Annotated in this window: 25 protein-coding genes and 1 pseudogene; 14 read left to right on the forward strand and 12 right to left on the reverse strand. The window is 70.3% G+C overall.

Features of this window, described 5'->3' with window-relative positions; all coding sequences use genetic code 11:
- Nucleotides 1-54: 54 nt before the first annotated feature.
- Complete coding sequence (locus NO364_RS15665) at nt 55-444, forward strand: DUF8048 family protein (RefSeq protein ID WP_257627998.1); 390 nt, start codon at nt 55-57, stop codon at nt 442-444.
- A gap of 142 nt (nt 445-586) precedes the next feature.
- Nucleotides 587-1,792, forward strand: coding sequence for an MFS transporter (locus NO364_RS15670; protein WP_233255228.1), 1,206 nt, complete (start codon nt 587-589; stop codon nt 1,790-1,792).
- Between the two features lie 52 nt (nt 1,793-1,844).
- Here the strand turns inward: NO364_RS15670 and NO364_RS15675 are convergent, their stop codons facing one another.
- Nucleotides 1,845-2,264, reverse strand: a complete 420-nt coding sequence (locus NO364_RS15675) for a universal stress protein (protein ID WP_157689988.1) — start codon at nt 2,262-2,264, stop codon at nt 1,845-1,847.
- A 384-nt stretch (nt 2,265-2,648) separates the two neighbouring features.
- Between NO364_RS15675 and NO364_RS15680 the strand changes: the two genes are divergently transcribed.
- Both NO364_RS15680 and NO364_RS15685 read left to right on the forward strand, forming a co-directional pair.
- Nucleotides 2,649-4,040 (forward strand): Nramp family divalent metal transporter, encoded by a 1,392-nt coding sequence (locus NO364_RS15680; RefSeq protein WP_157689987.1) that lies wholly within the window; start codon nt 2,649-2,651, stop codon nt 4,038-4,040.
- A 40-nt stretch (nt 4,041-4,080) separates the two neighbouring features.
- Nucleotides 4,081-5,127 carry a DUF2891 domain-containing protein gene (locus tag NO364_RS15685; RefSeq protein ID WP_257627999.1) on the forward strand — a complete coding sequence of 349 codons (1,047 nt, stop codon included), beginning with the start codon at nt 4,081-4,083 and terminating at the stop codon, nt 5,125-5,127.
- 5 nt (nt 5,128-5,132) lie between these two features.
- On the opposite strand, the pseudogene NO364_RS15690 reads toward NO364_RS15685, so the two are convergent.
- Both NO364_RS15690 and NO364_RS15695 read right to left on the reverse strand, forming a co-directional pair.
- Nucleotides 5,133-6,458 (reverse strand): annotated as a pseudogene (locus tag NO364_RS15690) (putative PEP-binding protein); the annotation flags it as partial.
- A 45-nt stretch (nt 6,459-6,503) separates the two neighbouring features.
- A complete protein-coding gene (locus NO364_RS15695; RefSeq protein ID WP_157689984.1) occupies nt 6,504-7,496 on the reverse strand; it encodes a type II glyceraldehyde-3-phosphate dehydrogenase in 993 nt (330 codons plus the stop codon).
- 119 nt (nt 7,497-7,615) lie between these two features.
- Here NO364_RS15695 and NO364_RS15700 point away from each other — a divergent pair, with 119 nt between their 5' ends.
- Nucleotides 7,616-7,825 carry a hypothetical protein gene (locus tag NO364_RS15700; protein ID WP_157689983.1) on the forward strand — a complete coding sequence of 70 codons (210 nt, stop codon included), beginning with the start codon at nt 7,616-7,618 and terminating at the stop codon, nt 7,823-7,825.
- A gap of 128 nt (nt 7,826-7,953) precedes the next feature.
- Entirely contained in the window at nt 7,954-8,205 is a 252-nt protein-coding gene (locus tag NO364_RS15705; protein WP_157689982.1) for a hypothetical protein, read from the forward strand.
- On the opposite strand, the gene NO364_RS15710 is transcribed toward NO364_RS15705, so the two are convergent.
- Genes NO364_RS15710 through NO364_RS15730 form a run of 5 tightly spaced genes read right to left on the reverse strand, consistent with a single transcriptional unit; the run spans nt 8,202 to nt 13,321 of the window.
- Nucleotides 8,202-9,017 (reverse strand): class I SAM-dependent methyltransferase, encoded by an 816-nt coding sequence (locus tag NO364_RS15710; protein WP_157689981.1) that lies wholly within the window; start codon nt 9,015-9,017, stop codon nt 8,202-8,204. The genes NO364_RS15705 and NO364_RS15710 overlap by 4 nt on opposite strands.
- Entirely contained in the window at nt 9,017-9,394 is a 378-nt protein-coding gene (locus NO364_RS15715; RefSeq protein ID WP_257628000.1) for a 6-pyruvoyl trahydropterin synthase family protein, read from the reverse strand. The genes NO364_RS15710 and NO364_RS15715 overlap by 1 nt, the downstream gene beginning before the upstream one ends.
- Before the next feature lie 37 nt (nt 9,395-9,431).
- Nucleotides 9,432-10,487: a zinc-dependent alcohol dehydrogenase gene (locus NO364_RS15720; protein ID WP_157689979.1), complete on the reverse strand. Its 1,056-nt coding sequence runs from the start codon at nt 10,485-10,487 to the stop codon at nt 9,432-9,434.
- A 60-nt stretch (nt 10,488-10,547) separates the two neighbouring features.
- Nucleotides 10,548-11,333 carry a CDP-alcohol phosphatidyltransferase family protein gene (locus tag NO364_RS15725; protein ID WP_157689978.1) on the reverse strand — a complete coding sequence of 262 codons (786 nt, stop codon included), beginning with the start codon at nt 11,331-11,333 and terminating at the stop codon, nt 10,548-10,550.
- Nucleotides 11,330-13,321 carry an aldo/keto reductase gene (locus tag NO364_RS15730; protein ID WP_257628001.1) on the reverse strand — a complete coding sequence of 664 codons (1,992 nt, stop codon included), beginning with the start codon at nt 13,319-13,321 and terminating at the stop codon, nt 11,330-11,332. The genes NO364_RS15725 and NO364_RS15730 overlap by 4 nt, the downstream gene beginning before the upstream one ends.
- A gap of 71 nt (nt 13,322-13,392) precedes the next feature.
- Here NO364_RS15730 and NO364_RS15735 point away from each other — a divergent pair, with 71 nt between their 5' ends.
- Nucleotides 13,393-14,499, forward strand: a complete 1,107-nt coding sequence (locus NO364_RS15735; protein ID WP_157689976.1) for a glycosyltransferase — start codon at nt 13,393-13,395, stop codon at nt 14,497-14,499.
- 97 nt (nt 14,500-14,596) lie between these two features.
- Here NO364_RS15735 and NO364_RS15740 read toward each other — a convergent pair whose 3' ends face one another.
- Nucleotides 14,597-14,761 (reverse strand): hypothetical protein, encoded by a 165-nt coding sequence (locus NO364_RS15740; RefSeq protein ID WP_199243612.1) that lies wholly within the window; start codon nt 14,759-14,761, stop codon nt 14,597-14,599.
- 217 nt (nt 14,762-14,978) lie between these two features.
- On the opposite strand from NO364_RS15740, the gene NO364_RS15745 reads away from it, so the two are divergent.
- From NO364_RS15745 to NO364_RS15770, 6 genes are all read left to right on the forward strand, one after another.
- Entirely contained in the window at nt 14,979-15,314 is a 336-nt protein-coding gene (locus NO364_RS15745; RefSeq protein ID WP_157689975.1) for a DUF8134 family protein, read from the forward strand.
- A gap of 115 nt (nt 15,315-15,429) precedes the next feature.
- Nucleotides 15,430-17,208, forward strand: coding sequence for a nitrite/sulfite reductase (locus tag NO364_RS15750; RefSeq protein ID WP_257628002.1), 1,779 nt, complete (start codon nt 15,430-15,432; stop codon nt 17,206-17,208).
- Nucleotide 17,209: 1 nt separating this feature from the next.
- A complete protein-coding gene (locus tag NO364_RS15755) occupies nt 17,210-17,494 on the forward strand; it encodes a DUF6360 family protein (RefSeq protein ID WP_157689973.1) in 285 nt (94 codons plus the stop codon).
- A 64-nt stretch (nt 17,495-17,558) separates the two neighbouring features.
- On the forward strand, nt 17,559-18,398 hold the full coding sequence (gene cobA, locus NO364_RS15760) for a uroporphyrinogen-III C-methyltransferase (protein ID WP_257628003.1): 840 nt from the start codon (nt 17,559-17,561) through the stop codon (nt 18,396-18,398).
- Nucleotides 18,399-18,429: 31 nt separating this feature from the next.
- Complete coding sequence (locus NO364_RS15765; RefSeq protein WP_157691182.1) at nt 18,430-19,446, forward strand: anthranilate phosphoribosyltransferase; 1,017 nt, start codon at nt 18,430-18,432, stop codon at nt 19,444-19,446.
- A gap of 34 nt (nt 19,447-19,480) precedes the next feature.
- Nucleotides 19,481-19,825: a ferredoxin gene (locus NO364_RS15770; protein ID WP_157689971.1), complete on the forward strand. Its 345-nt coding sequence runs from the start codon at nt 19,481-19,483 to the stop codon at nt 19,823-19,825.
- A 1-nt stretch (nt 19,826) separates the two neighbouring features.
- Here NO364_RS15770 and NO364_RS15775 read toward each other — a convergent pair whose 3' ends face one another.
- The gene (locus NO364_RS15775; RefSeq protein WP_157689970.1) at nt 19,827-20,468 is read right to left on the reverse strand and encodes a precorrin-2 dehydrogenase/sirohydrochlorin ferrochelatase family protein; all 642 of its coding nucleotides are present in this window, start codon (nt 20,466-20,468) and stop codon (nt 19,827-19,829) included.
- A 79-nt stretch (nt 20,469-20,547) separates the two neighbouring features.
- Between NO364_RS15775 and NO364_RS15780 the strand changes: the two genes are divergently transcribed.
- Nucleotides 20,548-20,910 (forward strand): hypothetical protein, encoded by a 363-nt coding sequence (locus tag NO364_RS15780; RefSeq protein ID WP_157689969.1) that lies wholly within the window; start codon nt 20,548-20,550, stop codon nt 20,908-20,910.
- A 97-nt stretch (nt 20,911-21,007) separates the two neighbouring features.
- Here NO364_RS15780 and NO364_RS15785 read toward each other — a convergent pair whose 3' ends face one another.
- Nucleotides 21,008-21,331: a DUF8062 family protein gene (locus NO364_RS15785; RefSeq protein WP_157689968.1), complete on the reverse strand. Its 324-nt coding sequence runs from the start codon at nt 21,329-21,331 to the stop codon at nt 21,008-21,010.
- Nucleotides 21,332-21,491: 160 nt separating this feature from the next.
- Entirely contained in the window at nt 21,492-23,207 is a 1,716-nt protein-coding gene (locus NO364_RS15790; RefSeq protein WP_157689967.1) for a formate--tetrahydrofolate ligase, read from the reverse strand.
- Nucleotides 23,208-23,269: the final 62 nt, after the last annotated feature.

A 23,269-nucleotide genomic window follows, 5' to 3' on the forward strand; every position in this document is an offset into this window, starting at 1 on the left:
GCATGAACGTTCGCCCCCCAAGAACGAAGACCCTTCCGTGTGAATTGGTACCGCATGACTTCCGACACCGACCTCGACACCGGCGAAGTTCCGATCGGCGGTGCGGTCGTCGAGCGGGTGGCCGAACGCGGGGACGTCGATCCGGGGCGGATCGTCGACGCCCTCCTCGCGCTCAACGCGGAGTTGCTCGGGCGCCACTCGGCGTTCGAGCGGTCGGCGGAGTACGTCACCGTGGACGGGACACGTGCCTACCGGATCGACGAGGAAGGGTGGCGGGATCTGCTCGCCGACTTCGACTTCGAGGCGCCGGTCGAGCGGGCCGTCCGGGCGGTCCACACCGAGGGAGCGCGGCTCCGCTTCGCGTCGGCCGTCGGCGTCGACGACCACTTCGCCTCGGACGAGGCGGGCGTCGTGATCGGGGTCGACACCGCCGAGCAGTTCTGATACTGTTTATCGTAAGTCATCACCGGTGGTTCGCCGAGACGGCCCGGCGAACCACCGGTAACCAGTTACAATAATCCGTATGAGCCCGTCGCCTGCCGGGAACGGAACGATAACAAGCCAGAGGGGCCACGGGACCGACACCGTGTTGAACCTCGACGGGGACCGCGGGCTGGCGATCGTTCCGTGGCGGTCGAGCACGCTCTACGTCGTCCTCGCCTGTTCGCTGATGGGGGTGATGGGCGTCTCGCTCGTCAGCCCGGTCCTCCCCGACCTGCGGTCGGTCTTCGGCGTCTCGGACACCCGCATCGGACTGGTCATCACCGCCTACACCCTCCCGGGTGTCGTCGTCACGCCCTTCGTCGGCCTCGTCGCCGACCGGTTCGGCCGCCGTCGCGTGATGGTTCCCCTCCTCTTTCTCTTCGCCGCCGCGGGCACGGGCGTCGCCTTCGCCCGCACCTTCGCCGAGGTGGTCGCCCTCCGCCTGCTCCAGGGCGTCGGCGCGAGCGCGCTGATCACGCTCGCCGTGACGCTGATCGGCGACGTCTACGACGGCCGACGGCGCGACGCCGTCATGGGCCTGAACGGGAGCACCGTCGGCACCGGCGCCGCGTTCTACCCGCTTCTCGGCGGGGCGCTCGCGGGGATCCGCTGGAGCGCACCCTTCCTCTTTTTCGGCGTCGGCGCCCTCGTCGGCCTCTTCGCCCTCGTGGCGCTGACCGAGCCGACGGGGACACGTTCGACCGACGTGCGCACCTACCTCGCCCGCCTGCGGACCGTCGCCGTCCTGCCGCGGGCGCTGGCCATCTTCGTCGCGCTCTTCGCCGCGTTCTTCATCTTCTACGGCGCCGTCCTCACCGTCCTGCCGCTCCTCCTGAGCGACGCCTTCGGCCTCGGAGCCGGTCGCATCGGTGCCACGCTGTCGGCCGTCGCGGCCGCGAGCGCCGCCGTCTCCTCGCAGTACGGGCGGCTCGCCGAGTGGCGGTCTGCGCCCGAACTCGTCGCCCTCGGCTTCGTCGCCTACGGCGTGGGACTGCTCGCCGTCCGTCTCGCCCCTTCGCCCCTCGCCGTCGGCGCGTCGCTGCTCGTCTTCGGCGTCGGCTTCGGCGTCGTCATGCCGTCCGTCGACACCGCCGTCGTCACGCTCGTCGACGACGACCTCCGCGCCGGCGTCATGGGGATGCGGACCAGCGTGTTGCGCCTCGGACAGACGCTCGGCCCCGTCGGCTTCACCGGCACCGCGGGGCTCGTCTTCGCCTCGCCCCTCGACGGCTATCGCGTCCTGCTCGTGGTCGCCGGGGTCGCCGCGGCCCTCGCCGGCGCCGTGGTCTACCTCTCCCTGCGGCGCTGATCAGGCCGCGGCCCTCGCCGGCGCCGTGGTCTACCTCTCCCTGCGGCGCTGATCAGGCCTCGGCCCGTCGCTTCTGCTCGACGGTCACGACCGGCACCTCCGCGTTCGAGAGGATCAGCTTCGAGACGCTCCCGAGCAGGATCTTCCCCAGCCCCGTGCGCTTGCGCGACCCGATGACGATGTAGTCCGGGTCGATGTCCTCGGCCACCTGCAGGATGTGGTTCGCCGTCCGCCCCGTGGGCAGGTCGCGGCGCGTCTGCTCGGGCATGATCCGAAGGTCGACTCCCTCCAGATCGCCGATCGCCGACCGCACGATTTCGGTCACCTCCTCCCGGGCCCCCTCCTCGTCCCCCTCCTCCGGGACCACGTGGAGGATCACCAGCTCCATGTCCATGCTCGTCGCCAGGTCGTCTGCCGTCTCGACGACGCCCTTACAGCCCGGATCCCTGTCGATCGCTGCCAGTATCACCATACCAACAGCAATTCCTCACAATAATTAAATGACTTTCGAACGCGTCATTCGTTACTACGCCGCCGATCCGGCGCCGGTCCGGTGTGGCCGTCGGTTGTCCGCCGGCGACGGCGCCACGTCGGGCGATTTCGACGGCGACGCCGCCCGCGTTCGGATGGTTATATTCCCTTAAGGAATATACCCTTCATGATAAATCATGCAAAAAGTGCGCCATTCCGCGTTTATACCATCTTCACTGTCTTTCATCGGATCGAACATGCGGCACAGCGCCCATCGAGTCACCATCGCGTCGACGCGCGTCGACGCACCCGGAGGCATCGACCGTCAGCGGTCCCGACCACGTCCCCGTCCCGAGGCGGACACCCCGACGGGGGGTGTGTGGCGGTGAGCACCGGGTCCGTGGACGCGGCGACGGAGTCGCGGATCTCCGAACCGCCGGCCACGCTGAAGGAGTTCCTGAGCTACATGGGGCCGGCGTGGGTGTTCACCGCGTCGCAGATCGGCGGCGGCGAGGTGCTGAGCGTTCCGCTCGGCGGCGCCTACCTCGGCATGGAGGGCATCTGGCTCATCCCCCTCATCACGTTCACGAAGATCTTCGGTCAGTACTACCTCGTCCGCTACGGCGTCATGACCGGCGACACGTTCCTCGACGCCCTCTACGAGAAGAGCTGGGCGCTGAAGTGGATCTTCTACTACGTGTTCCTCGGCGGCCTGATCTACGCCATCGGGCTCTCGGGCCACCTCGGCGAGACCGCGGGTGCCTTCTTCGAGCTGTATCCGGGCATCTCGACGAACCTGTGGATGGTGCTGACGGTGCTGGCCGGGCTCGGCATCGTCATGACGCGGTCCTACGACCTGATCGAGAAGATCGCCACCTCGTTGCTGTGGATCTTCCTCGTCCTGATCGCGTTCGTCTCGCTCAGCACCGCGGACCAGTGGATCGGCGGCCTCGCGGGCGGCCTCGTCCCGTCGGTCCCCGGCCAGGTCTCCGGCCTGGGCGTCGGCGGCATGGCCTTCGTCCTCACGATGTTCGGCTGGATCGGCGCCGGGTTCGGCCCGACCGTCTCCTACGTCTGGTTCGCGAAGGACAAGGTGATGGGGATGTTCGAACCACTCGACGACGGCCACGACATCGACAAGTACGACCTCTCTGACGAGGAGATCGACCGTCTCAAGGGTTGGGGCGACATCGTCCTCTGGCAGAACCTGCTCTCCTCGACCATCCTGGCCGTCTTCTCCTTTTTCATGTGGACGGCCGCCGCCGCGACGCTGCACACCCAGGGCATCCAGCCCAGCGGCTTCACCGTCATCCCCGAGATGGCGGCCATCTTCACCACCCAGTTCGGCCAGTGGTCGGCGACCCTGTTCCTGCTGACGACCGTCGCCGCCCTGTTCTCGACGCTCATCGGTCCGCTCTACGGCATGTCGCGGCTCTGGGAGGACGCATTCGCGCTCCACGGCGTCTTCGAGAACTTCGACGTCACCCGTGACACCGTCTTCCGCGGGACGGTCCTGCTGTTCGCGGCCATCCCGCTCTCGCTCAACCTGGTGTTCGAGGCGCCGCTCATCCTCTTTGCCCTCTCGGGCGCCCTGTTCGCCCCGGTCATCGGCCTCATGTACCTCTCCGTGATGTACATGTCGTTCGACATCGACATCGATTCGCTCTCGCCGACGCGACGGTGGGCCGTCGCGCTGGCCGTCTTCGCGGGCGTCGTCATGATCGTCTCCGGACTCTGGGAGGCCCGCGGCTCCATCCAGACGCTCCTCGGGCTGTAGCCCCCGTACCTTTTCCTCTCCGCGGCCGCACGCCGCGTGCATGCCCTTCGAGGCCGTCGCCACCGAGACGCTGCTCGCCGGCCGGAGCGACTGGATCGACCGGGAGGCGGCGGCGACGCTCGCCGACCGACCGCTGGAGGCCGTCGACACCGAGTTCCCACACCACGTCGGCGCGGTCGACTCGCCCGACGGGCCCGAGCGCCCACGCGAGCGCCACCCCGTGTTCTACGGCTGTTTCGACTGGCACTCCGCGGTCCACTGTCACTGGACGCTCGTCCGCGGCCTCCGCCTGGTCGACGACCACCCCGACGCGGACGCCATCGGCCGCAGTCTCGACGCGCGGCTCACCCCCGCGAACGTCCGCCGGGAGGTCGACCGCTTCGAGGCCGACCCGTCCTTCGAGCGGCCGTACGGCTGGGGGTGGTTCCTGCGTCTCGCCGCCGAACTCGCCCGCTGGGACGACGACCGGGCCGACGCGTGGCGGTCGACGCTCGCCCCGCTCGAACGGACGATCCGGACCCGCGTCGCGGACGACCTCCTCGCCCGGTCCCGGCCGTTCAGGGTCGGCACCCACCACAACTCCGCGTTCGCCCTGGGGTGTGTCCTCGACTACGCGCGGACCGTCGGGCGCGACGACCTGGCCGCCGCGGCCGCCGAGACGGCCCGCGACTGCTTCGCCGACGACCGGGACTACCCGATCGAGTACGAACCCCTCGGCTGGGACTTCCTCTCGCCGGCCCTGATCGAGGCCGACCTCCTGCGTCGGGTGTCCGACCCGCCGCGGTTCCACGCCTGGTTCGATCGCTTCCTCCCCGACTTCGACGGAACGGATCTCGACCCCGTGGACGCCGGGGCCGACGGCGGCGTCGCGCTCCACCTCGTCGGCCTGAACCTCTCCCGGGCGTGGTGTCTCGCCGGCCTCGCGGACGCCCTCGACGGCCGCCGGGCCGCCGGGCTGTCGCGGTGTGCCGAACGCCACGCGGAACGCGGGTTGGCGCGAGCGTTCACCGACGACTACGCCGGCGCCCACTGGCTCCCGTCGTTCGCGCTGTACCTCCTGACGCGAAACGAGGACGGGATCGGATAGAAGGGTCAGTCGAGCCGCGGTTCGACGTCGTCGAGGTCCTCGCGGGCGGCGTCGAGCAGGAGTTTCCGCTCGGCGCGGGCGACGACCCGGCGCACCTCGTCGACCGCGTCGATGTTCGAGGACAGCGAGCTGATTCCCTTCTCGACGAGGAACTTCGCCATGTCCGGGTGTGATCCGGATTGGCCCGTGATGGTGGTGTCGACGTCGTGTTCGTTACACGCCTCGATGACCTCCGCCATCGCCTCCAGGATCGTGGGGTGGAAGTCGTCGAAGCGGTCCGCGACCATCGCGTTGTTGCGGTCCACCGCGAGCATGAACTGGACGATGTCGTTGGTACCGAGCGCGACGAAGTCGATGCCCTCGTCGATGATCTCGTCGATAGCACGGATGCTGGCCGGCGTCTCGATCATCGCCCCCCAGTCGTGTGTCTCGCGATCGATGCCCACCTCGTCCATCAGCTCCCGCGCCCGCCGCACGTCCTCGGCGTCGTTGGGCAGCGGGAACATGACCTCGACGTTGTCGTAGCCCATGTCGTGCAGGCGCTTGAACGCCCGCAGTTCGAGTTTGACCATCTCGGGTTCCTTGAGGCTCCGCCGGATGCCCCGGTAGCCGAGCATCGGGTTGTGCTCGTGGGGTTCGTTCTCGCCGCCCTCCAGTTCCGCGAGTTCGTCCGTCGGCGCGTCCAGCGTCCGGGCGCGGACCGGTCGCGGGTAGAAGGCGTCCGCGACCTTCCGGATCTCCTCGGATATCTCCTCGACGAAGGCGTCCTCGCCGTGGTCGGCCACGTACTTCTCGGGGGTCTTGCTCGTCGAGAGCAGGATGTGTTCGAGGCGGAGCAGGCCGACGCCGTCGGCGCCCGTGTCGGCCGCCCGCTGGGCGGCGTCGGGGATGGAGACGTTCACCTTCACCTCCGTCGCCGTCGTGGGGGCGCCCCCGGTCGACGGGTCGGCGCGCTCCCCGGCCGGGTCGGCCTCCGCGTCCGCGGCCGTCGACGACTCCGTCTCCGGCTCCGCGACGACGACCGTCCCCTTCTGGCCGTCGAGCGTGATCCGCTGGTCGTCGGACAGGACCGCCGTCGCCTCGCCACAGCCCACGATGGCCGGCACGCCGAGTTCGCGGGAGACGATGGCCGCGTGGGAGGTCATCCCGCCCTCGTCGGTGATGATGCCCGCCGAGCGCTTCATCGCGGGCACCATGTCGGGGGCGGTCATCTCGGTGACGATCACGTCGCCCTCGTCGATCCGGTCGGCCTCGTCGATATCCTCGACGATCCGCACGGGTCCCGTCGCGACTCCCGGACTCGATCCGTAGCCGCTGACCAGTTCCTCGCCCGGTTCCTGCACCTCGTCGATCGCTTCGGTCTCGTTCGCCGTCATTTAGATGTCGCCGATCCCCATCACGTCGTTCGTCAGTTCGATGCTCTCCGCCGCGTCGGCCTCGCCCATCATCGCGCGGATGGCGTCCACGTTCTCCGGCACCACGTCGCTCTCGCGGTGGATCGACTGGAACAGGTGGAGCTGTGGCCCCTCCATCGTGATGGAGTCCTCGAAGATCTGGTTCTCGTAGAGGTTCATCCGGTCGCGGCCGCGGTCGAGGGCGAACTCCTGCAGTTCCCACCCCGAGTCGATGCCGAGGTCGCCGTCGACGACGTGGATGCGGGACTGCGAGGCCAGCAGGTCGCGGACCTCCGCCGCGCTCGGCTCCCCGCCGAGTTCCACGTTGACGCCGTGGAAGTGGTGGCGTACCGTCGGCACCTTCATCCCCATCGTCGTGATCGGGCCCATATCGGGGATGACCTCGAGCGCGTCCGGGCCGTGGTGGGACGGCATCGTCACGGGGTCCGCCGAGATGACCGCGTGCTCGCCCCGACAGCGGACCAGCGTGATGCTCGCGCGTTCGACGCCGTACTCCTCGTGGAGCGGCGCGAACATCCGGTTCAGCCCCGTCGTGTTACAGGAGACGATCCGGACGTAGTCCTTGTCGGTCGCCTCGGAGTAGTTGGCGCGGGCGGTGAAACTCGCCTCGGCCACGTCCGCCCCCTCGCCGCCTTGGAACAGCGCGGGCGTGTCGTACTCCTCGTAGATGGGGCGGTACTCGGCGCCCATCCCCGCCGGCGTCGCGTCGGCGACGATGTCGCTCGCCTCGATGAGGTCGTGGACGTCGCCCGCGACGTCCATCCCCACCTCGGCCCACCGGTCGTGTCGACCCTCGGGTACGTAGATGTCGTACCCGCGGTCGGCGGCCGCGTCCGCCGTGTGGTTCGGACTCGCCTTGCCGATGCCGACCAACTCCATGTCGGGCATCGAATCCACTGCGTCGGCAACCCGCTTGCCGATGGTACCGTAGCCGTTGACGCCTACGCGAATCATACGCTCCGTTGACCGCTCCCGCATATAGTGTCGACGTATTTCGCAGGTTTTGCATTAACTTTCGTGCTTAACTCGGGGGCCGTCTCATCCCCGATGTCGGCGCTCGACGCCACCCCACCATGGTCAACCCGAAACAACAGGTCTCCAGTCGCGGTATCCGCGTGCTCGGGGTCTTCGTCCTCGCGTACCTGCTGGTCGGCTCGTACATGTACTTCTATCTGGACCTCCCGACGCTCGCGTACGTCGCCTACGGCATCCTCAGCTGGGTCGGCGGGATGCTCCTGTTCTACCGCCTCCACACGAACTTCATGGCCGACTTCGAGCCGTAGCCCCGAGTACTATCACGAACGATCGTTTACGTTTCCGGCAGGATACCTCATTATCGACCGTTTTAATCACGATCGATAATTACCTCGGTAAATATATTTGGGTCCAGCCATAATTTGCTAGGAGAACGATGGCCGCCGTCTCAGATACTCACGACGACCGATTCGGGCCCGCATCCGGGAAGCGGACGCCCGACGCACAGGTCGCCCTCGGGGCCGTAATGCTCGCGACGGTTCTCGCCGTCGCCGCCGCCGGATACGTCCTCGGCTCGGGCGCCGCGGCCCGGACGGCCGTGGTGATGCTTCCCCTCCTCGTCGCCGCGTCCCTCCGCACCTCCCTCGCCGACCACTCGGCGTACGTCTCCCTCTCCCGACGCCGCTAGGGTCGATAGAGAACGTCGTACCCGTGGGCGACGTACGTCAGCGTTCCCGCTTCTAGCTGTCGACGACGGCTCGACAGCCACGACTCCACCGCCGGCACCGCCACCGCGTCCGCGACGAACGACAGGATCCGTTCGAGGAAGTACCGCTCGTCGGCCGGGTAGTCGCCGTCCCGGGGGTGGACCACCCAGTCCGACGCCCCGGCCGCCAGCAGGTCCCCGCCGCGCGCCCGACAGCGGTCGAGCAGGTGCCGACCGGCCCGGACGTCCCGTCCCGGTTCGTCGTCGATGGCCCGGTGGTACGCCTCGAGGACGGCGTCGTCGTCGGGGTGGTCGGGCTGGAAGAGCGTCTCGCCGTCGAACGTGATCGGCGCGTACACCAGCCCGTCGGGGCCGAGCGCCGCCGCGAAGGCGTCCAGCGCCGAGTCGATCGGCACCAGATCCATGAACGATCCCGCGACCACCAGGTCCGCCCGCTCGTCGTCGAACGCCTCCAGCGCGTCGCCCGTCTCGAACCGTACCGTCAGGTCGCCGACGCGGAACCCCGCGTCGGTGCGCTCGGCGTCCAGTTCCGTCGCCCGCAGGTCCCGCGCGCGCTCGACGACCGCCGGATCCCGGTCGACGCCGCGGTACGACCCGGCGGTCACTCCCCAGTCCAGGAGCCGGGGGACGGTGACGCCGGTGCCGGCCCCCGCCTCCAGCACCCGGGGTGCCGACGGGAGCGCCGCCCGGAGACGGTCACGGACCCGCCGGTCGAGCGCCCGTTCGTCGACCGTCCGTTTCGCCTCCAGATACCGCTCCTCGGCGTGCTCCATCACAGCGCCCGCTCGTGGCTGGCCCACGCGTCCTCGTCCTCCCACATCCGGATCGTCAGGCGCGTGGGCGTGTTCGTCGGCACCGCCTCGACGAACCGGTCGCCGAAGACCCGCGCGAAGCGCTCGACGCTCGGGTTCGCGTCCGCGAACTCCGGCAGGTCGTTCAACAGCGTATCGCGGTAGCGGGCTTCGAGTTCGTCGAGCGCGGCGTCGACGGCGTCGATGTCGACGAGGTAGCCGTACTCGTTCAGGTCGGGGCCGGCGAACCGAACCGCCACTTCGAAGTGGTGACTGTGAATCTCGCCCTCGGGGCCGGGGTCGGGGACCGTGAGGAAATGTTGGGACACGAAGTCCCGCGACACGGAGAGCCGATACATATCCGGCGGTGGGCCGCGAGCGCCTTATACGCTCGGCCTATTCGAAGGTGAGCAACACCTGGAGCGCGTTCTCGGGGCCGCTGTCGAGCAGCCGGTACGCCTCCGCGGCGTTCTCGAACCCGATCCGGTGGGTGACGAGACGCTCCGTCGGGAGTTCGCGGAGACGGTCCCACGCCGTGTCCATCCGCCGTTCTTTCGTCCACCGGCCGCGGACTTCGGGCGCGAGCGTGCTCACCTGGCTCGACGACACGTCGATCCGGTTGCGGTGGAAAAAGCCCCCGAGGTCCGTCTCGGCGCGCTTGCGCCCGTACCACGAGCCGACGACGATCCGTCCGTCGTAGCCCACGACGTCGACGGCGTCGTCGAGCGTCTCGGGCGACCCCGAGAGTTCGTACGCCAGGTCGGCGCCTGCGGGGTCGCCCCGTTCGCCGACCCGCGCCGCCACCGCGGGCCGGAGCGTCTCGTCGGCGCCCAGGCTGGCGGCCATCTCCCGCCGCTCCGCGACGGGTTCGACCACCGTCAGCCGTTCCAGCGGGAACGCCGAGAGGACGTGCGTCGTGACGAGGCCGACCATGCCGGAGCCGAAGACGACGACCCGTTCGCCCACCCGCGGGCGGCCGTCCATGACTAGCGTCGTCGCCGTCTCGGCCGTCGGCAGGAGCGCCGCCGTCTCCGTCGCGACGTCCTCCGGAACGGGCACGAGGTCGGCGGGCGACGCGGCGAAGTGACTCTCGTGGGGGTTGAACGCGAAGACGCGTCGGCCGTGCCACGACTCGTCGACGTCGTCCCCCAGCGCCACCACGTCGCCGACGGTGGCGTAGCCGTACTTCAGCGGGTAGGAGAGGTCGCCGCCCAGCGCGTCGATGGTCGCGTCGGCGGCCAGATCCCGCGGCATCTCGCCCCGGTAGATCAGGAGTTCGGTCCCCGAACTCACCGCCGAGACGCGGGCCGCGACGAGCACCTCGTCGGGGTCCGGGGTCGGCACCGACTCGTCCTCGACGCTGACCGTCCGGGGGTCGGTGAAGTACAGCGATCGGCCGGTCCCCGGGACGGGCCGCTCCGGGTCGTCCGCGTCCTCGACACGCTCTGTCACGCCCCCACTAGCCACGCTGCTCACTTCATACTACCGCCCGTCCGGACGGCGCGCCCCCGACTACCCGTCCAGCCGCCCGGTGACGGCGAGGTAGTCCCGAACGAACGTCGCGAGCGACGGGACGACCACGACGAGCGCCGCCGGGTGGACGACCGCTGCGGGCAGCAGCGGCGTCAGCGCCACCGTGATGAACGCCATCTGGAGCGCCGCCAGCGGCCGCCGAACCCGACTCTCGGGCAGGTCGCCGACGGGTCGCCCCCGCCGGCGGCGCCACGCCGTCCCCGCGCGGTACACGTAACGAGCGGCCGACAGCGACAGGTAGGCGGAGGGAAGTCGTCCCCAGGCGACGCCGACCAGCGGCGCGACAAGAAAGCCGAGCGTGTCGAAGGCGTGATCGAGTTTCGTCCCGAGCGGCGTCGTCCGCTCGGTCCGCCGCGCGAGGCGGCCGTCGGCGAAGTCGAGGGTGACCCCGGCGCCGTAACAGAGCGCGGGTGCCCAGCGAACCGCCGGGGGCGACGCGCCGGTCCCGACCGGCCCGGCGACCGACGACGGCGGGACGACCAGAAACCCCGCCGCCGCGGCGTACAGCAACCCTCGGGTGATCGTCACGAGGTTCGGCGGCGCGGCGGCCGCGGCCGGTCGGTCGGCGTCGACGTGGTAGGCGAGGAACCCGACCACGTAACACAGCGTCGCTCCGGTCACCAACGCCCAGCGGTTCGCGGCGGCGCGCGTGGTTGCGTCGGCCACGAACGTCCAGCCGCCGACGGCGACGCCCGCGGCGGCGACTGCAGTCCCCGTCACCGCCGCGGCGCCCAGCCGTCGCTCCCGGACGGTCCCCCCGCTCATCGCTCGAACTCGGAGTCAACGAGCGACGCGAACCGCTCGGTGCCGTCCGGCGGGAGGCGGTACCCCGCCGCGGCGAGGTTCTCGACCACGTGGTCGGGATCGACGCTGGACGGGATGGGGACGACGCCGTCGCCGACGTGCCAGGACAGGACGGCCGTCGCCGGCGAGACGCCCATCTCGGCGGCCACCTCCGTCACCACCGGTTCCTCGAGGAGGCCCGGCACCGAGAGCGGCGAGTGGGCGACCACCCGGATGCCGCGCTCGTGACACCACGCCACCAGGTCGTCGCGAGGCCGATACGGGTGCCGGGGGATCTGGACCACCGACGGGGGAATCCGCGCGAATTCGACGAGGTCGGCGAGGGTCGACAGGTCGACGTTACAGATCCCGAGCGTCGCCGTCAGTCCCCGGTCGTGGACCGCCTCCATCCGACGCCAGGTCGCTTCGAGGTTCACGTCCACCCGGTCCCGCTCGCCGTCCGACGTCTCGGGGAACGTGAGTGCCTCCTGTGTCTCGACCGGCAGTTCCGCGAGTCGTCGCAGCGGCCCGGTGTACGCCCACGACTCCGGCCAGTGGACCATGTAGCAATCGAGGGAATCGAGGCCGAGGTCGGCGAGCGTCGTCTCGCAGGCCTCCGCGACGTGGCCGTGGTTGGTGTTCCACACCTTGCTCGCGACGAAGAGGGCCTCGCGGTCGGGACTCCCCGGATCGGCGATGATCTCGCCGATCCGCGCCTCGTTGCCGTAGAGCTCCGCGGAGTCGAGGAGACGATACCCCGCATCGAGCGCCCGTTCGATGGACTCCCGACGGTCGACGTAGGTGCCGTCGCGGTAGCGCGAACAGCCGAACCCGACGGGCGGCAGACGGAGCGCGGCGTCCGGCGGACCGGGTGAGGCCACGTCCCCGCCGTCGTCACCGCCGCCTTCGACGCCCCACACCACCGACCGTCGGGCGGGTCGCTCGACGACGCTCGCGTCGACCGCGACCGGCTCGCCGAGGTCGGCCGCCCGCTCGATGGCGTTACAGATGGCGACGACGTGGGCGCCCCGCCGGGCGGTCGAGCGGTCCGGGCGTTCCCGGCGAACGCTCGCCGCGAGCCGTTCCGGCCCGGCGAGATACGGCGTCCGCCGTGGCGGCGCCGTGAGCGGGTTCGGGGTGTACGCCCGGCCCGCCCGACCGACCGAGACGGGGGTGTGGTCGTCGGCTCCGAGGCCCCCCGCGTCGGCGAGGTACAGCGAGCCGTCGTCGCCGTGACACTCGAGGCTCGTGAACTCCCGGCTCCGGTGGGGGGCGTAGAAGCTTGCGGTGAGGCGCACGAGCGGGCCGTCCGCGAACTCGACCGTCGCCTCGACGTGGCTCGGACGCTCCGGGGTGCGGGACTCGCGGTCGGGCCAGGGATCGGTGGCGTCGGCGACCCGCACCCGGCTCGCGGGGCCGAACCACGCCACGAGGAGGGTCAGCGGATACACCGCGCCGTCGTACAGCGGGCCCACCCGGAGGAACGAGTCGGGGTCGTCGTGCCACTCGGTCACGCGGCCGACGTGGGCGTGGGCGTACGCCAGGCGCACCGGGCCGAGGCGGCCGTCGTCGAGCGCCCGGCGGGCGAGTCGCTGCCCCTCGCAGTCCGGGTTGATCGGCGCACACCCGAGCGCGAGGTCGTGTCGGGTCGCGTACGCGACGAGGTCCCGCGCCCGCTCGGCCTCCAGCGCGAGGGGCTTCTCGCTCCAGACGTGTCGCCCCGCCCGAAGCGCCCGCTCGGTCACCGCCGCGTGGGCGCCGTGTCCGGTCAGGTTCACGACGAGCGGCGCGTCCGTGGCGTCGAGCAGGGCGTCGAGGTCGGTGTACGCCGCCGCCCCCGTGTCGGCCGCGAACGACGCCGCCCGGTCGGCGTCGAGGTCACAGGCCGCGACCGGCGAGAGCGGCGACGAGTCGAGGGCGGCGGCGTACTTCCCCGCCACCGCCCCACACCCCACGAACGCACACTCCATACCCGTCGGCAGGCGGCGGCGGTGAAAAGCCTCCCGCCCGGCTTATGTCCCTCCCGCCCCCAGGGACGACGATGGCCCGGATCGCGGTCCTCCACAACACCCTCGACGGACGCGGCGGCGCCGACGCCGTCTGCCTCCACGTCTGCGAGGCGCTGCAGGACGCCCACGACGTGACGCTGTTTACCCTCTCGCGGTCGTCGCTGTCGACCCTGAACCGCCTGTTCGACACCGGCGCGGCCGTGTCCGTCCACCGCCCGCCGGGCACCGCCCTGGTCTCCCGGGCGTTCGACGCCCTGCCCGAGCGGGTCGGCCCGGCGCTGGCCCCGCGCAGCGTCCTCCTCGCCCGCGCGTTCGCCCGCCACGCGCCCCGGTTCGACGCGGCCGTCAGCACCGCGAACGAGTTCGCGCTCCCCCTTCCGTCGGTCCAGTACGTCCACTTCCCACAGTTCAACAGGCGGTGCGCGCCGACCGGCGGGGCGGGCCGCCTCGATCCGCTCTGGAGTCGGCTGGCCGGCCTCGCCGACCGGCGACTCCCGGCCGACGCCTGCCTCCTCGCCAACTCGGCGTGGACGGCCGACGTCGTCGAGGACGTCTACGGCCGCCGGCCGACGGTCCGTCACCCGCCGGTCGACCCGCCGTCCGACCCGCGTCCCTGGGACGAGCGCGAGGACGGGGTCGTGGTCCTGGGGCGACTGGCGCCCGACAAGCGGCCGCTCCGGGCGATCCGGATCGTCGACGGCGTCCGCGACCGGGGCCACGACCTCCACCTCCACCTGGTCGGGTCGTCGTCGCCGATCTACGCCGACTACGCCGACCGCGTCGCCGCCGCGGCGGCCGCCCGCCCGTACGTCCACCTCGACCGGGACGCGTCCCGGGAGCGCCTCGATACGCTCCTCGAGACGCACCGCTACGGGCTCAACTGCAAACCCGAGGAACACTTCGGGATGGCGGTCGCGGAGTACGTCGCCGCCGGGATGGTGGCCTTCGCGCCCGACGCGGGCGGGCAACGCGAGGTGTTGGACGGCCGGTCCGACCGCCTGTTCGACTCGACGGCCGACGCCGTCGACACCGTCGTCGCCGCCGTCGCGGCCGACGACCGGCCGACGCTCCCCCGTGACCGGTACGCGAGCGATCGGTTCCACGCCGCCGTCCGGGCCCACGTCGCGTCGACCCTGTAGCCGTCGCTGGCGGGCCTCTACGAGCGTTGCCGGGAACTGGCGCCGTCGGCGTGGTGTGTCACCGGACTCCGCTACCCGGCCCGGACCGCAGAAGAGGTCAGTCCTGCCCGGCGCCGTCGCGCGTCTCGCTCAGATGCTCCCAGATTTCCGTACAGCCCGCGCCGGCTTCGACGTCGGAGAGATGGTTTCGCTCTTCGGCGTCTTCGTTTCGCTCGGCGTCGCCCTCCGCCGAGCCCGTCACGGTCTCGCTTTTCTCGGTCATCGATACACGGTAGGCAGTACGTACGCATAAGGCCGTGTTACCGCGTAATCACTACCCGTTCTCCCGCATGGAGGCGTTCCTTTCCGGTATCCGTGACGGGGGGTCGTGGCGGGAATCGACTGCATGCGGTCGATTCGGGGGGAACTCCCGCCTGTGACGACCGGCAATCGTCACGGATGCCGACGGGCTTACCGCCGTCGGGGCGCAAGTCGCGGTCATGACGACGGACGTTCACCAGCTCGACGACGGTGCCTGGGTCAGTGTCAACGACTCCCGCGAGGTGAACGTGAGCGACCTCTGGCGGCTCACGAACCACGATTTCTGTTCGTGTCGGCTCGCCGATTTCCTCGCCGAGGGGTTCGTCGAGGTGGGCGCCGACGGTGCGAACGTCGAGGGACGGATCGCCGGCCGCTGTATCCAGTGTGGTACCGAGGGGGTCACCGACTGGCTGACGCTCGGCCGCGTCGATCCGGCCACCGGCGAGTTCCGCCCCGTCGTCCCCGGTAGCGTCCACGTTCCCGGTTGCCGCCGTCGCCCTCCACTGTCCCCCTGACCCGTCGCCGGTCGGCTCACACATAGAGGCAAATGTTGTCGCGTTTCCGGAGAGGCGGGAAGGTTGGCGGGCGGACCGACGGTATATACGTTTGGGTACATTCTATCCCGGCATAATGCCGTCAAAGGTCGAGCGCTGGAAAGACGAAACTTACGGGATGGAGATCCGGGATCACCTCCTCCGATTCGCCGAGGAGGGCTGGGACGCCATTCCTGACGACGAACACGACGCCTGGTTCGAGCGGTTCAAGTGGTGGGGACTGTACCACCAGCGGAAGGGCCAGGAGAGCTACTTCATGATGCGGATCGGGACGCCGATGGGACGGATGAACCCCGAACAGCTCCGGACCGTCGGCGAGGTGGCCAAGGAGTACGCCACCGGCCCGGTCGAGAACCCCGAGTTCGGCGACGCCTACGCCGACTTCACGACTCGGCAGTCGATCCAGCTCCACTGGATCAAAGTCGAGGACATCCCCGACATCTGGGACGAACTCGAATCCGTCGGGCTCTCGACGATCCAGGCCTGTGGCGACTCGTGGCGCAACATCGTCGGCTCCCCCGTCGCGGGACGTGACGCCGACGAACTGATCGACGTCTGGCCCATCGTCCAGGAACTCCACGAGACGTTCAAGGGCAACGACCTCTACTCGAACCTGCCCCGGAAGTGGAAGGTCGCCATGACCGGCGACCGCCGTGGCTCCGGCCAGGGCGACATCAACGACCTCGCCTTCGAACCCGCAGTCAAGGAGATCGATGGCGAGGCGATCGAGGGGTTCAACGTCAACGTCGGTGGCGGTCTCTCACGGAAGGAGCCTCGCTTCGCCCGCGACATCGACGTCTTCTGTCGCCCCGAGAACGCCGCCGACGTGGCCGCCGGGATGTCCGCGCTCTTCCGTGACTACGGCGACCGCGAGGACCGCTTCAACGCCCGTATCAAGTTCCTCGTCGACGAGTGGGGGCCCGAGAAGGTCCGCTCGGTCCTGCAGGAGGAGTACGTCGACTACGAACTCCCGACTGCGGGCCAGGGCCTCCGCGACGAGTACGACTACAACGCCGGTCACTCCGACTCCCACGGCGACTACGTCGGCGTCCACGACCAGAGCGACGGCCAGAACTTCGTCGGCCTCTACGTCACCGTCGGTCGGATGGGTGCCGACGACGTGATCGAACTCGCCGACCTCGCCGAGGAGTACGGCTCCGAGATGATCGGCCTCACCCAGCGCCAGAACGTCATCGTCGGCGACATCGCCGACGGGGACCTGGACGACTTCCTCGACGAGGACCTGCTCGACGAGCACTCGCCGGACCCCCACCCGTTCATGCGCGGCTCCATCGCCTGTACGGGCACCGAGTACTGCTCGCTTTCCATCGTCGAGACGAAAAACCGGATGGTCCGGTACGGGCGCTGGCTCCGGGACAACGTTTCCCTCCCCGAGGGCGTCGACGACTTCCACATCCACCTCTCGGGCTGTACCGCCTCGTGTGCCCAGCCACAGATCGCCGACATCAGCCTCCGCGGCATGAAGACGCGCAAGGACGGCGACGCCGTCGAGGCGTTCGACGTCGGCCTGGGTGGCGGCCTCGGCGAGAATCCGACCTTCGCCGACTGGGTGAAGATGCGTGTCCCCGCCGACGAGGTGCCGGGCTACATCGCCAACCTCCTCGAAGCCTTCGAAGCGGAGCGCGAGAGCCCCGAACAGTCCTTCCGTGACTTCGTCGCCGAACGCGACGAGGACGAACTCGCCGCCCTCGCGGACGGCGAGGAGACGAGCTACGAGGACCCGTACCTCGGCAACACGAAGATGACGTGGTACCCCTACGCCGAGGACACCGACATGGACGCCTCGCCCGCACCGACCGACCCCAACGACCAGCCGCTCCCCTCGGACGACTGAGATGGCCGACCGCGTGCTGAAGGTCAACGCCTTCACGACGTTCGACCTCCTCGACGCCCGCGTCGAGGGCCACGGGTTCGAGGAGGAGGCCTTCGCCACGCTGAACGTCCGGACGGCCCGGAAGGAGCCCGAGGAGGTATCGCTCGACCTCGAACTCGACAACACCCAGCTCGACAGCGTGCCCGCCCACGCCGACCGGGTCAGCCTCTCGGCCGAGGAGGCCCGGACCCTCGCGGCCGAACTGCAGCAGGCAGCGGAGCGCGTCGACGGGGCCGAGGACGCATGATCCGTCGGTCCCGTCCGCCGACCCTCGCGACGGCGGCACGATCGAACCACCACACACCCCAACGATGAGTACGACGACCACCGGCACGGTGTATCTCGTCGGGGGCGGCCCGGGCGACCCCGAACTCATGACGGTGAAGGCCCGCCGGCTCCTCGACGAGGCGGACGTCGTCCTCCACGACTCGCTCGTGGGCGACGGCGTGATCGAATCGATCCCCGACCCAACGCGGGTCGAGAACGTCGGCAAGCGCGCCGACGGCGAGCGGACCCCCCAGGCCGAGATCAACGACCGTCTGATCCGCGAGGCCGAGGCGGGCCGGGACGTGGTCCGCCTGAAGGGCGGGGATCCGACCATCTTCGCCCGCGGCGGCGAGGAGGCCGAACACCTCGCGCGCCACGGCGTCCCCTTCGAGGTGGTCCCGGGGGTCACGAGCGCCATCGCCGCCCCGGGCGTCGCCGGCGTCCCGGCGACCCACCGGGAGCACGCCTCGGCGCTCGCGGTCGTGACGGGTCACGAGGACCCGACCAAGGCCGACAGCGCCCTCGACTGGGGCGCCCTGTCGGCGCTCGTCGACGCCGGCGGGACGCTGGTGATTCTCATGGGCGTCGGCCGCCTCCCCGACAACGTGGCGGCGCTCCGGGCCAACGGCGTCGCCCCCGACACGCCCGTCGCCATGGTCGAACGCGCCACCCTCGACGACGAACGGGTCGTCGCCGGCACGCTCGACACCGTCGTCGACCGGGCCGACGAGGCGGCCGTCGAACCCCCCGCGGTCACCGTCGTCGGCGAGGTGGTCGGGGTCCGCGAGACGGTCGCTCACTGCCTCGGCGGCACCGACGCGGCCGTCGAGGGGCCCACCCTTGCCGTCCCCGAACGGGTCGTGGGGGTGACCGACAGTGACTGACGCCGGCGGCGACTGGCCGCTCAAGCGCCTCATGACCGAGGTGGTCGGCTCCGGCACCAAGTCCGCCGAGGACATGACCCACGCGCAGGCCGCCGAGGCCATGCGCCGGATCTTCGACGGCGACCCCGACCCGACGACGCTCGGTGCCTTCTGGCTCGCCAACCGCTGGAAGCACAACACCGCGACCGAACTCGCGGCGTTCACCGACGAGATGTGCGACCGTGTCGACTACGCGGCGCCGGACGCGGACCCCGTCGACTGCGGCGCCAACTACGACGGCAAGGGACGGTCGGCCGTCCTCGGCGTCGCCGCCGGCGTCGTCGCCGCCGCCGCCGGGACGCCCGTCGTCGCTCACTCCGGCGACCGCGTCCCCACGCAGAAACAGGACGCCTACAAGCACGTCCTCGACGAACTGGGCGTCGCGACCGAACTCGCGCCCGCGGACTCCGCGGCCATGGTCGACGACGTCGGCTTCGGCTTCTACTACCAGCCGTCGTTCAACCCCGCCGTCGTCGACCTGTTCGACCGCCGGGACCGAATGGGCGTCCGCACGTTCGTCAACACCGTCGAGACGCTCGCCAACCCCGCCGGCGCGAGCGTCCACCTCGGCTCCTTCTATCACCTCGCCTTCGCGAAGAAGGTGGTCGAGACGTTCCAGGGTAGCGAGTTCCACGACCTCGACCGCGTCGTCATGTTCCAGGGCATGGAGGGGTACGACGACATCCGCCCGGGCTACACGAAGGTCGCGGACTGGCGGGCCGACGGCACGTTCGACGACTACGAGATCGAGACCGCGGAGTACGGCATGGACTTCGAGACCGAGGACCTGGAGGTGGCGAACGTAGCCGCCGACAGCGCCCGCCTCACCCGGGAGGTGGTCGACGGCGAGCGTACCGACCACTGGTACGACGCCGTCGCGCTCAACGCCGCGTTTCGGATCTACGCCGGCGACGACGCCGACTCGCTCGCGGACGGCCTCGACGCCGCCCGCGACGCCATCGACGACGGCTCGGCCGCGGCCGTCCTCGACGACCTGCAGGCCGTCTGAGGGGGTTTAACTCCCCGCCCCACCATCCACGACCATGAGCGACGACACCGACGACGTCCGCCGTCCGAGCGACGTGGGCGACACCGACGCCCCCCCGGTCGAGGCCAAGCCCTACAAGATCATCTTCGAGGCGAACAAATGCATCGGCACCGGGAAATGCGCCGAGGTGTCGGCCAACTGGGATCTCGACCTCGACACCGGGCTGGCGCGCCCGAAAACCTACTACGTCGACGAGGCCGACCTCGCGCACAACGTCCGGGCCGCGGAGGTCTGCCCGGCGAAGAAGGGACGCGGCGTCATCCACGTGATCGACCGCCGCACCGACGAGGAGGTCGCCCCCGACCCCGCGGGCGACGGTACGCTGAGCGTCGACTGGTAGGTCACTCGTCGTCGAGCGTCGCCTCGACCACCCGCTCGGCCGCGGCCCGAACCTCGCTCTCCTCCCCCTCGCGTGCGGCCTCCCACACGGCCGCCGACTCGGCGACTGCTCGGACTGTCGCCCGGCGGGCGTCCGGTTCGGTCGACCGGAGCTCCGTCCGGAGGTCGGCGACGACCGTCGCCACCGTTCCCGCGCCCGCCACGGTCGACTCCAGTTCCCGGCGCAGGTGCCGACTCACCGCCGGACTGGTGCCGCCGGTCGTGACCGCGACGGTGACGGGGCCGTCCCCGACCGTCGCCGGGACGACGACGCTCCCCGGGTCGCGCTCCCCGCTCCGGTCGGCGCGGTTGACGAGGACGCCCGCCTCGCGGGCGTGGCGCTCGATCGCTGCGTTGAGTGCGCCGTCGTCCGTCGCCGCGACGACCAAGGCGGGGTCGGCGGCGTCGAGCCACGCGGGCACGTCGGCCGGCGTGGGCGCCGCGCGGACGAACTCGCTCGCGCCGAAGTCGGCGTCCGTGAAGGTGGGGCTGACGACGACGACCCGCGCCTCGCGTGCGAAGCGGCGCGCCTTCCGGGCGCCGACCGGGCCGCCGCCGAACACCAGCACTACCTCGCCGTGGAAGTCGTGGACGAGCGGGATCACGGTGACACCTGGCGGTCGTCGGTGAAAAGTCGTCCCCCGCGGCCCGAACCGTTTTGGTCTCCCACCCCTATCCCGATCCATGCTCGGACGGGTGCTGGGGTGGCTCGGACTGGGTGACGGCGACACCGCCGCCGACGCCGACGCCGCCGATGCCGACCTCGACTGGGCCGATCCGGACATCGAGTACGGCGGGGACGGACCGCGTCGGCGGTACACCTGCGCCGAGTGCGACACCACCATCGAGGGGTTCGGTCCCGACCGGCAGGTCACCTGCCCCGACTGCGGGACGGTGTTCAAGGGTGTCCTCGTCCCCGACCACGCCGTCTGCCCGGACTGCGAGTCGCGGATCGACGACGCCGAGTTCTACCCGGAGACGCGCCGCGACACCGAGTTCGCCGACTGCGGGGCCTGTGGATACCGCTGGGAGAGCGACCCACGGTGACGGTTTGCGAGGCCTCGTTCCCTGCGGTCACTCGGCCTCGCATCTCCTCCGCGGCTCCCGCCCGTCGCCGCTCCGTTCGAGGCCTCGTTCCCTGCGGTCACTCGGCCTCGCACACTGTCTCCGTCCCGCCGTCCGCACCCCGCAGCGTCACCTCGTGGCGGGTGTGGCGGGCGTGGGTCCGCGCCCAGCGACGCGCGGCCGACTCCGAGAGCCGTTCGACGCCGTCGGGACAGTGCCGGCAGGTCGCCCGCCACGTCGCCACGTCGTCGGGGTAATGGCCGGTGTGGCGTTCGTGGTCGAGCGCGAACTGTTCGACGGCGCGGTTCCCCGCCATCAGTTCGTCGAGTTCGTACGAGAGGTCCCACTCCCGTCCACAGCGTTCACAGGTGACCGTCGGGAGGTCGTCGATCCGGTCTGACACGGGCCCGTGTACGTCGCCGACGCTCTTGAACGATTGGACGGGGCGGCGGTAGGGGGGGAGCCGCCGCCGTCCGCCGGCACGGGGAGCGGTCCCGCTCGCCCGGACGACGGACGTGGTATTATCGTGGGGGTACCGAGGTAATACTTCCGTCCGATGGGGCCTAGAACAGGCCGCTGACGTTCCCGTCGGCGTCGACGTCCATCCCCTCGGCGGCGGGTTCGGCGGGCAGACCGGGCATCGTCAGCACGTCACCGGTGAGGACGACGACGAAGCCGGCGCCGGCGTCGGGGTAACACTCGCGCACCGTGAGCGTCCAGTCGAGGGCCGGCGCGCCCTTCCGACTCGGATCGTCGGTGGTCGAATGCTGGGTCTTCGAGAGGCAGACGGGCATGTCGCCGTAACCCTGTTCGTCGAGGCGTTCGAGGTCGTCGAGCGCGTCCTCCGTGAAGTGGACGTCGGCGGCGCCGTACACCTCGGTGGCGACCGTCCGGATCTTCTCCGCCAGGTCCGCCTCGACGTCGTAGAGCGGGGCGAACTCGCCCTGGTCGCTGTCCGCGAGGTCCTTCGCCGTCTCGGCCAACTCCGCGGCGCCCTCGCCGCCGTCGGCGAAGGCGTTCGAGACGACGACCGGGTAGCCCTCCCGTTCGCAGTGGTCGATGATCGCCTGGATCTCCGCGTCGGTGTCCGTCGGGAAGCGGTTGATGGCGACGACGAAGGGGACGCCGAACTGCTCGATGATGCCCGCGTGGTGATCGAGGTTCGTCATCCCGGCCTGCACCGCCTCGGGGTCGGGTTCCTTCAGGCGATCGTAGTCGACCGGCCACATATCGAGTCCGTGATACTTCATCGACCGGACGGCGGTCGTCAGGACGGCGGCGTCGGGCGCGACGCCCCGCCGCGAGACGATGTTGCCGAACTTCTCGAAGCCGAGGTCGGCGGCGAATCCCGCCTCGGTGACGAGGTAATCCCCCAAGGCGAGGCCGAGTTTGTCCGCCACGAGCGAGTTCGTCCCGTGGGCGATGTTGGCGAAGGGGCCGCCGTGGACGAAGGCGGGCGTGCCCTCGATGGTCTGGACGAGGTTCGGGCGCAGGGCGTCCTTCAACAGCATGGCCATCGCGCCCTGGATGCCCAGGTCGTCGACGGTGACGGGTTCGTTCTCCGAGTCGTAGGCGACGATGGTCCGTGCGAGACGCTCTTTCAGATCGGCCAGCGAGTCGGCCAGACAGAGCACCGCCATCACCTCGGAGGCGGCCGTGATCTGGAACCCCTCCTCGCGGGGCGGGCCGTTGGTCGACCCACCGAGGCCGACCACCACCTCGCGGAGCGCGCGGTCGTTCATGTCCAGCGCGCGCTTCCAACTCACCTCGTCGACGTCCACGTCGAGGTCGTTGCCGTAGTGGATCTTGGTGTCGAGGGTCGCCGAGACGAGGTTGTGGGCGGTCGTCAGCGCGTGGAGGTCGCCCGTGAAATGGAGGTTGATGTCCTCCATGGGGAGCACCTGGGAGTGACCGCCGCCCGCGGCGCCGCCCTTGATGCCGAAGACCGGCCCGAGCGACGGCTCGCGCACCGCGACGACGCCCCGCTCGCCGATGTGGTTCAGCCCCTGTCCGAGGCCGACCGTCGTGACGGTCTTGCCCGCCCCCTTGGGCGTCGCCGTCGTCCCCGTCACGAGGATCAGCTTCCCCTCGTCGGCGTCCGACAGCGTCCGCTGGATCGCGTCCTGTTCGATCTTCGCGATGCCCTTGCCCTGCGGGTCGAGATCCGACTGCGAGAGGCCGAGGTCGCCGGCAACGTCGGCGATCGGGCGCGTCTCCGTCGCCCGTGCGATCTCCATGTCCGTCGGTGCGTCGTCGCCGCCTGTGTCGTCCGAAGTCATCCGTTCGAGGTAGACGACCACCACATATGTAAGCCGCGACCCGGGCGATTTTCACATCGTTT

The sequence above is a fragment of the Haloplanus salinarum genome, assembly GCF_024498175.1.
In the GTDB taxonomy this organism is placed as follows: domain Archaea; phylum Halobacteriota; class Halobacteria; order Halobacteriales; family Haloferacaceae; genus Haloplanus; species Haloplanus salinarum.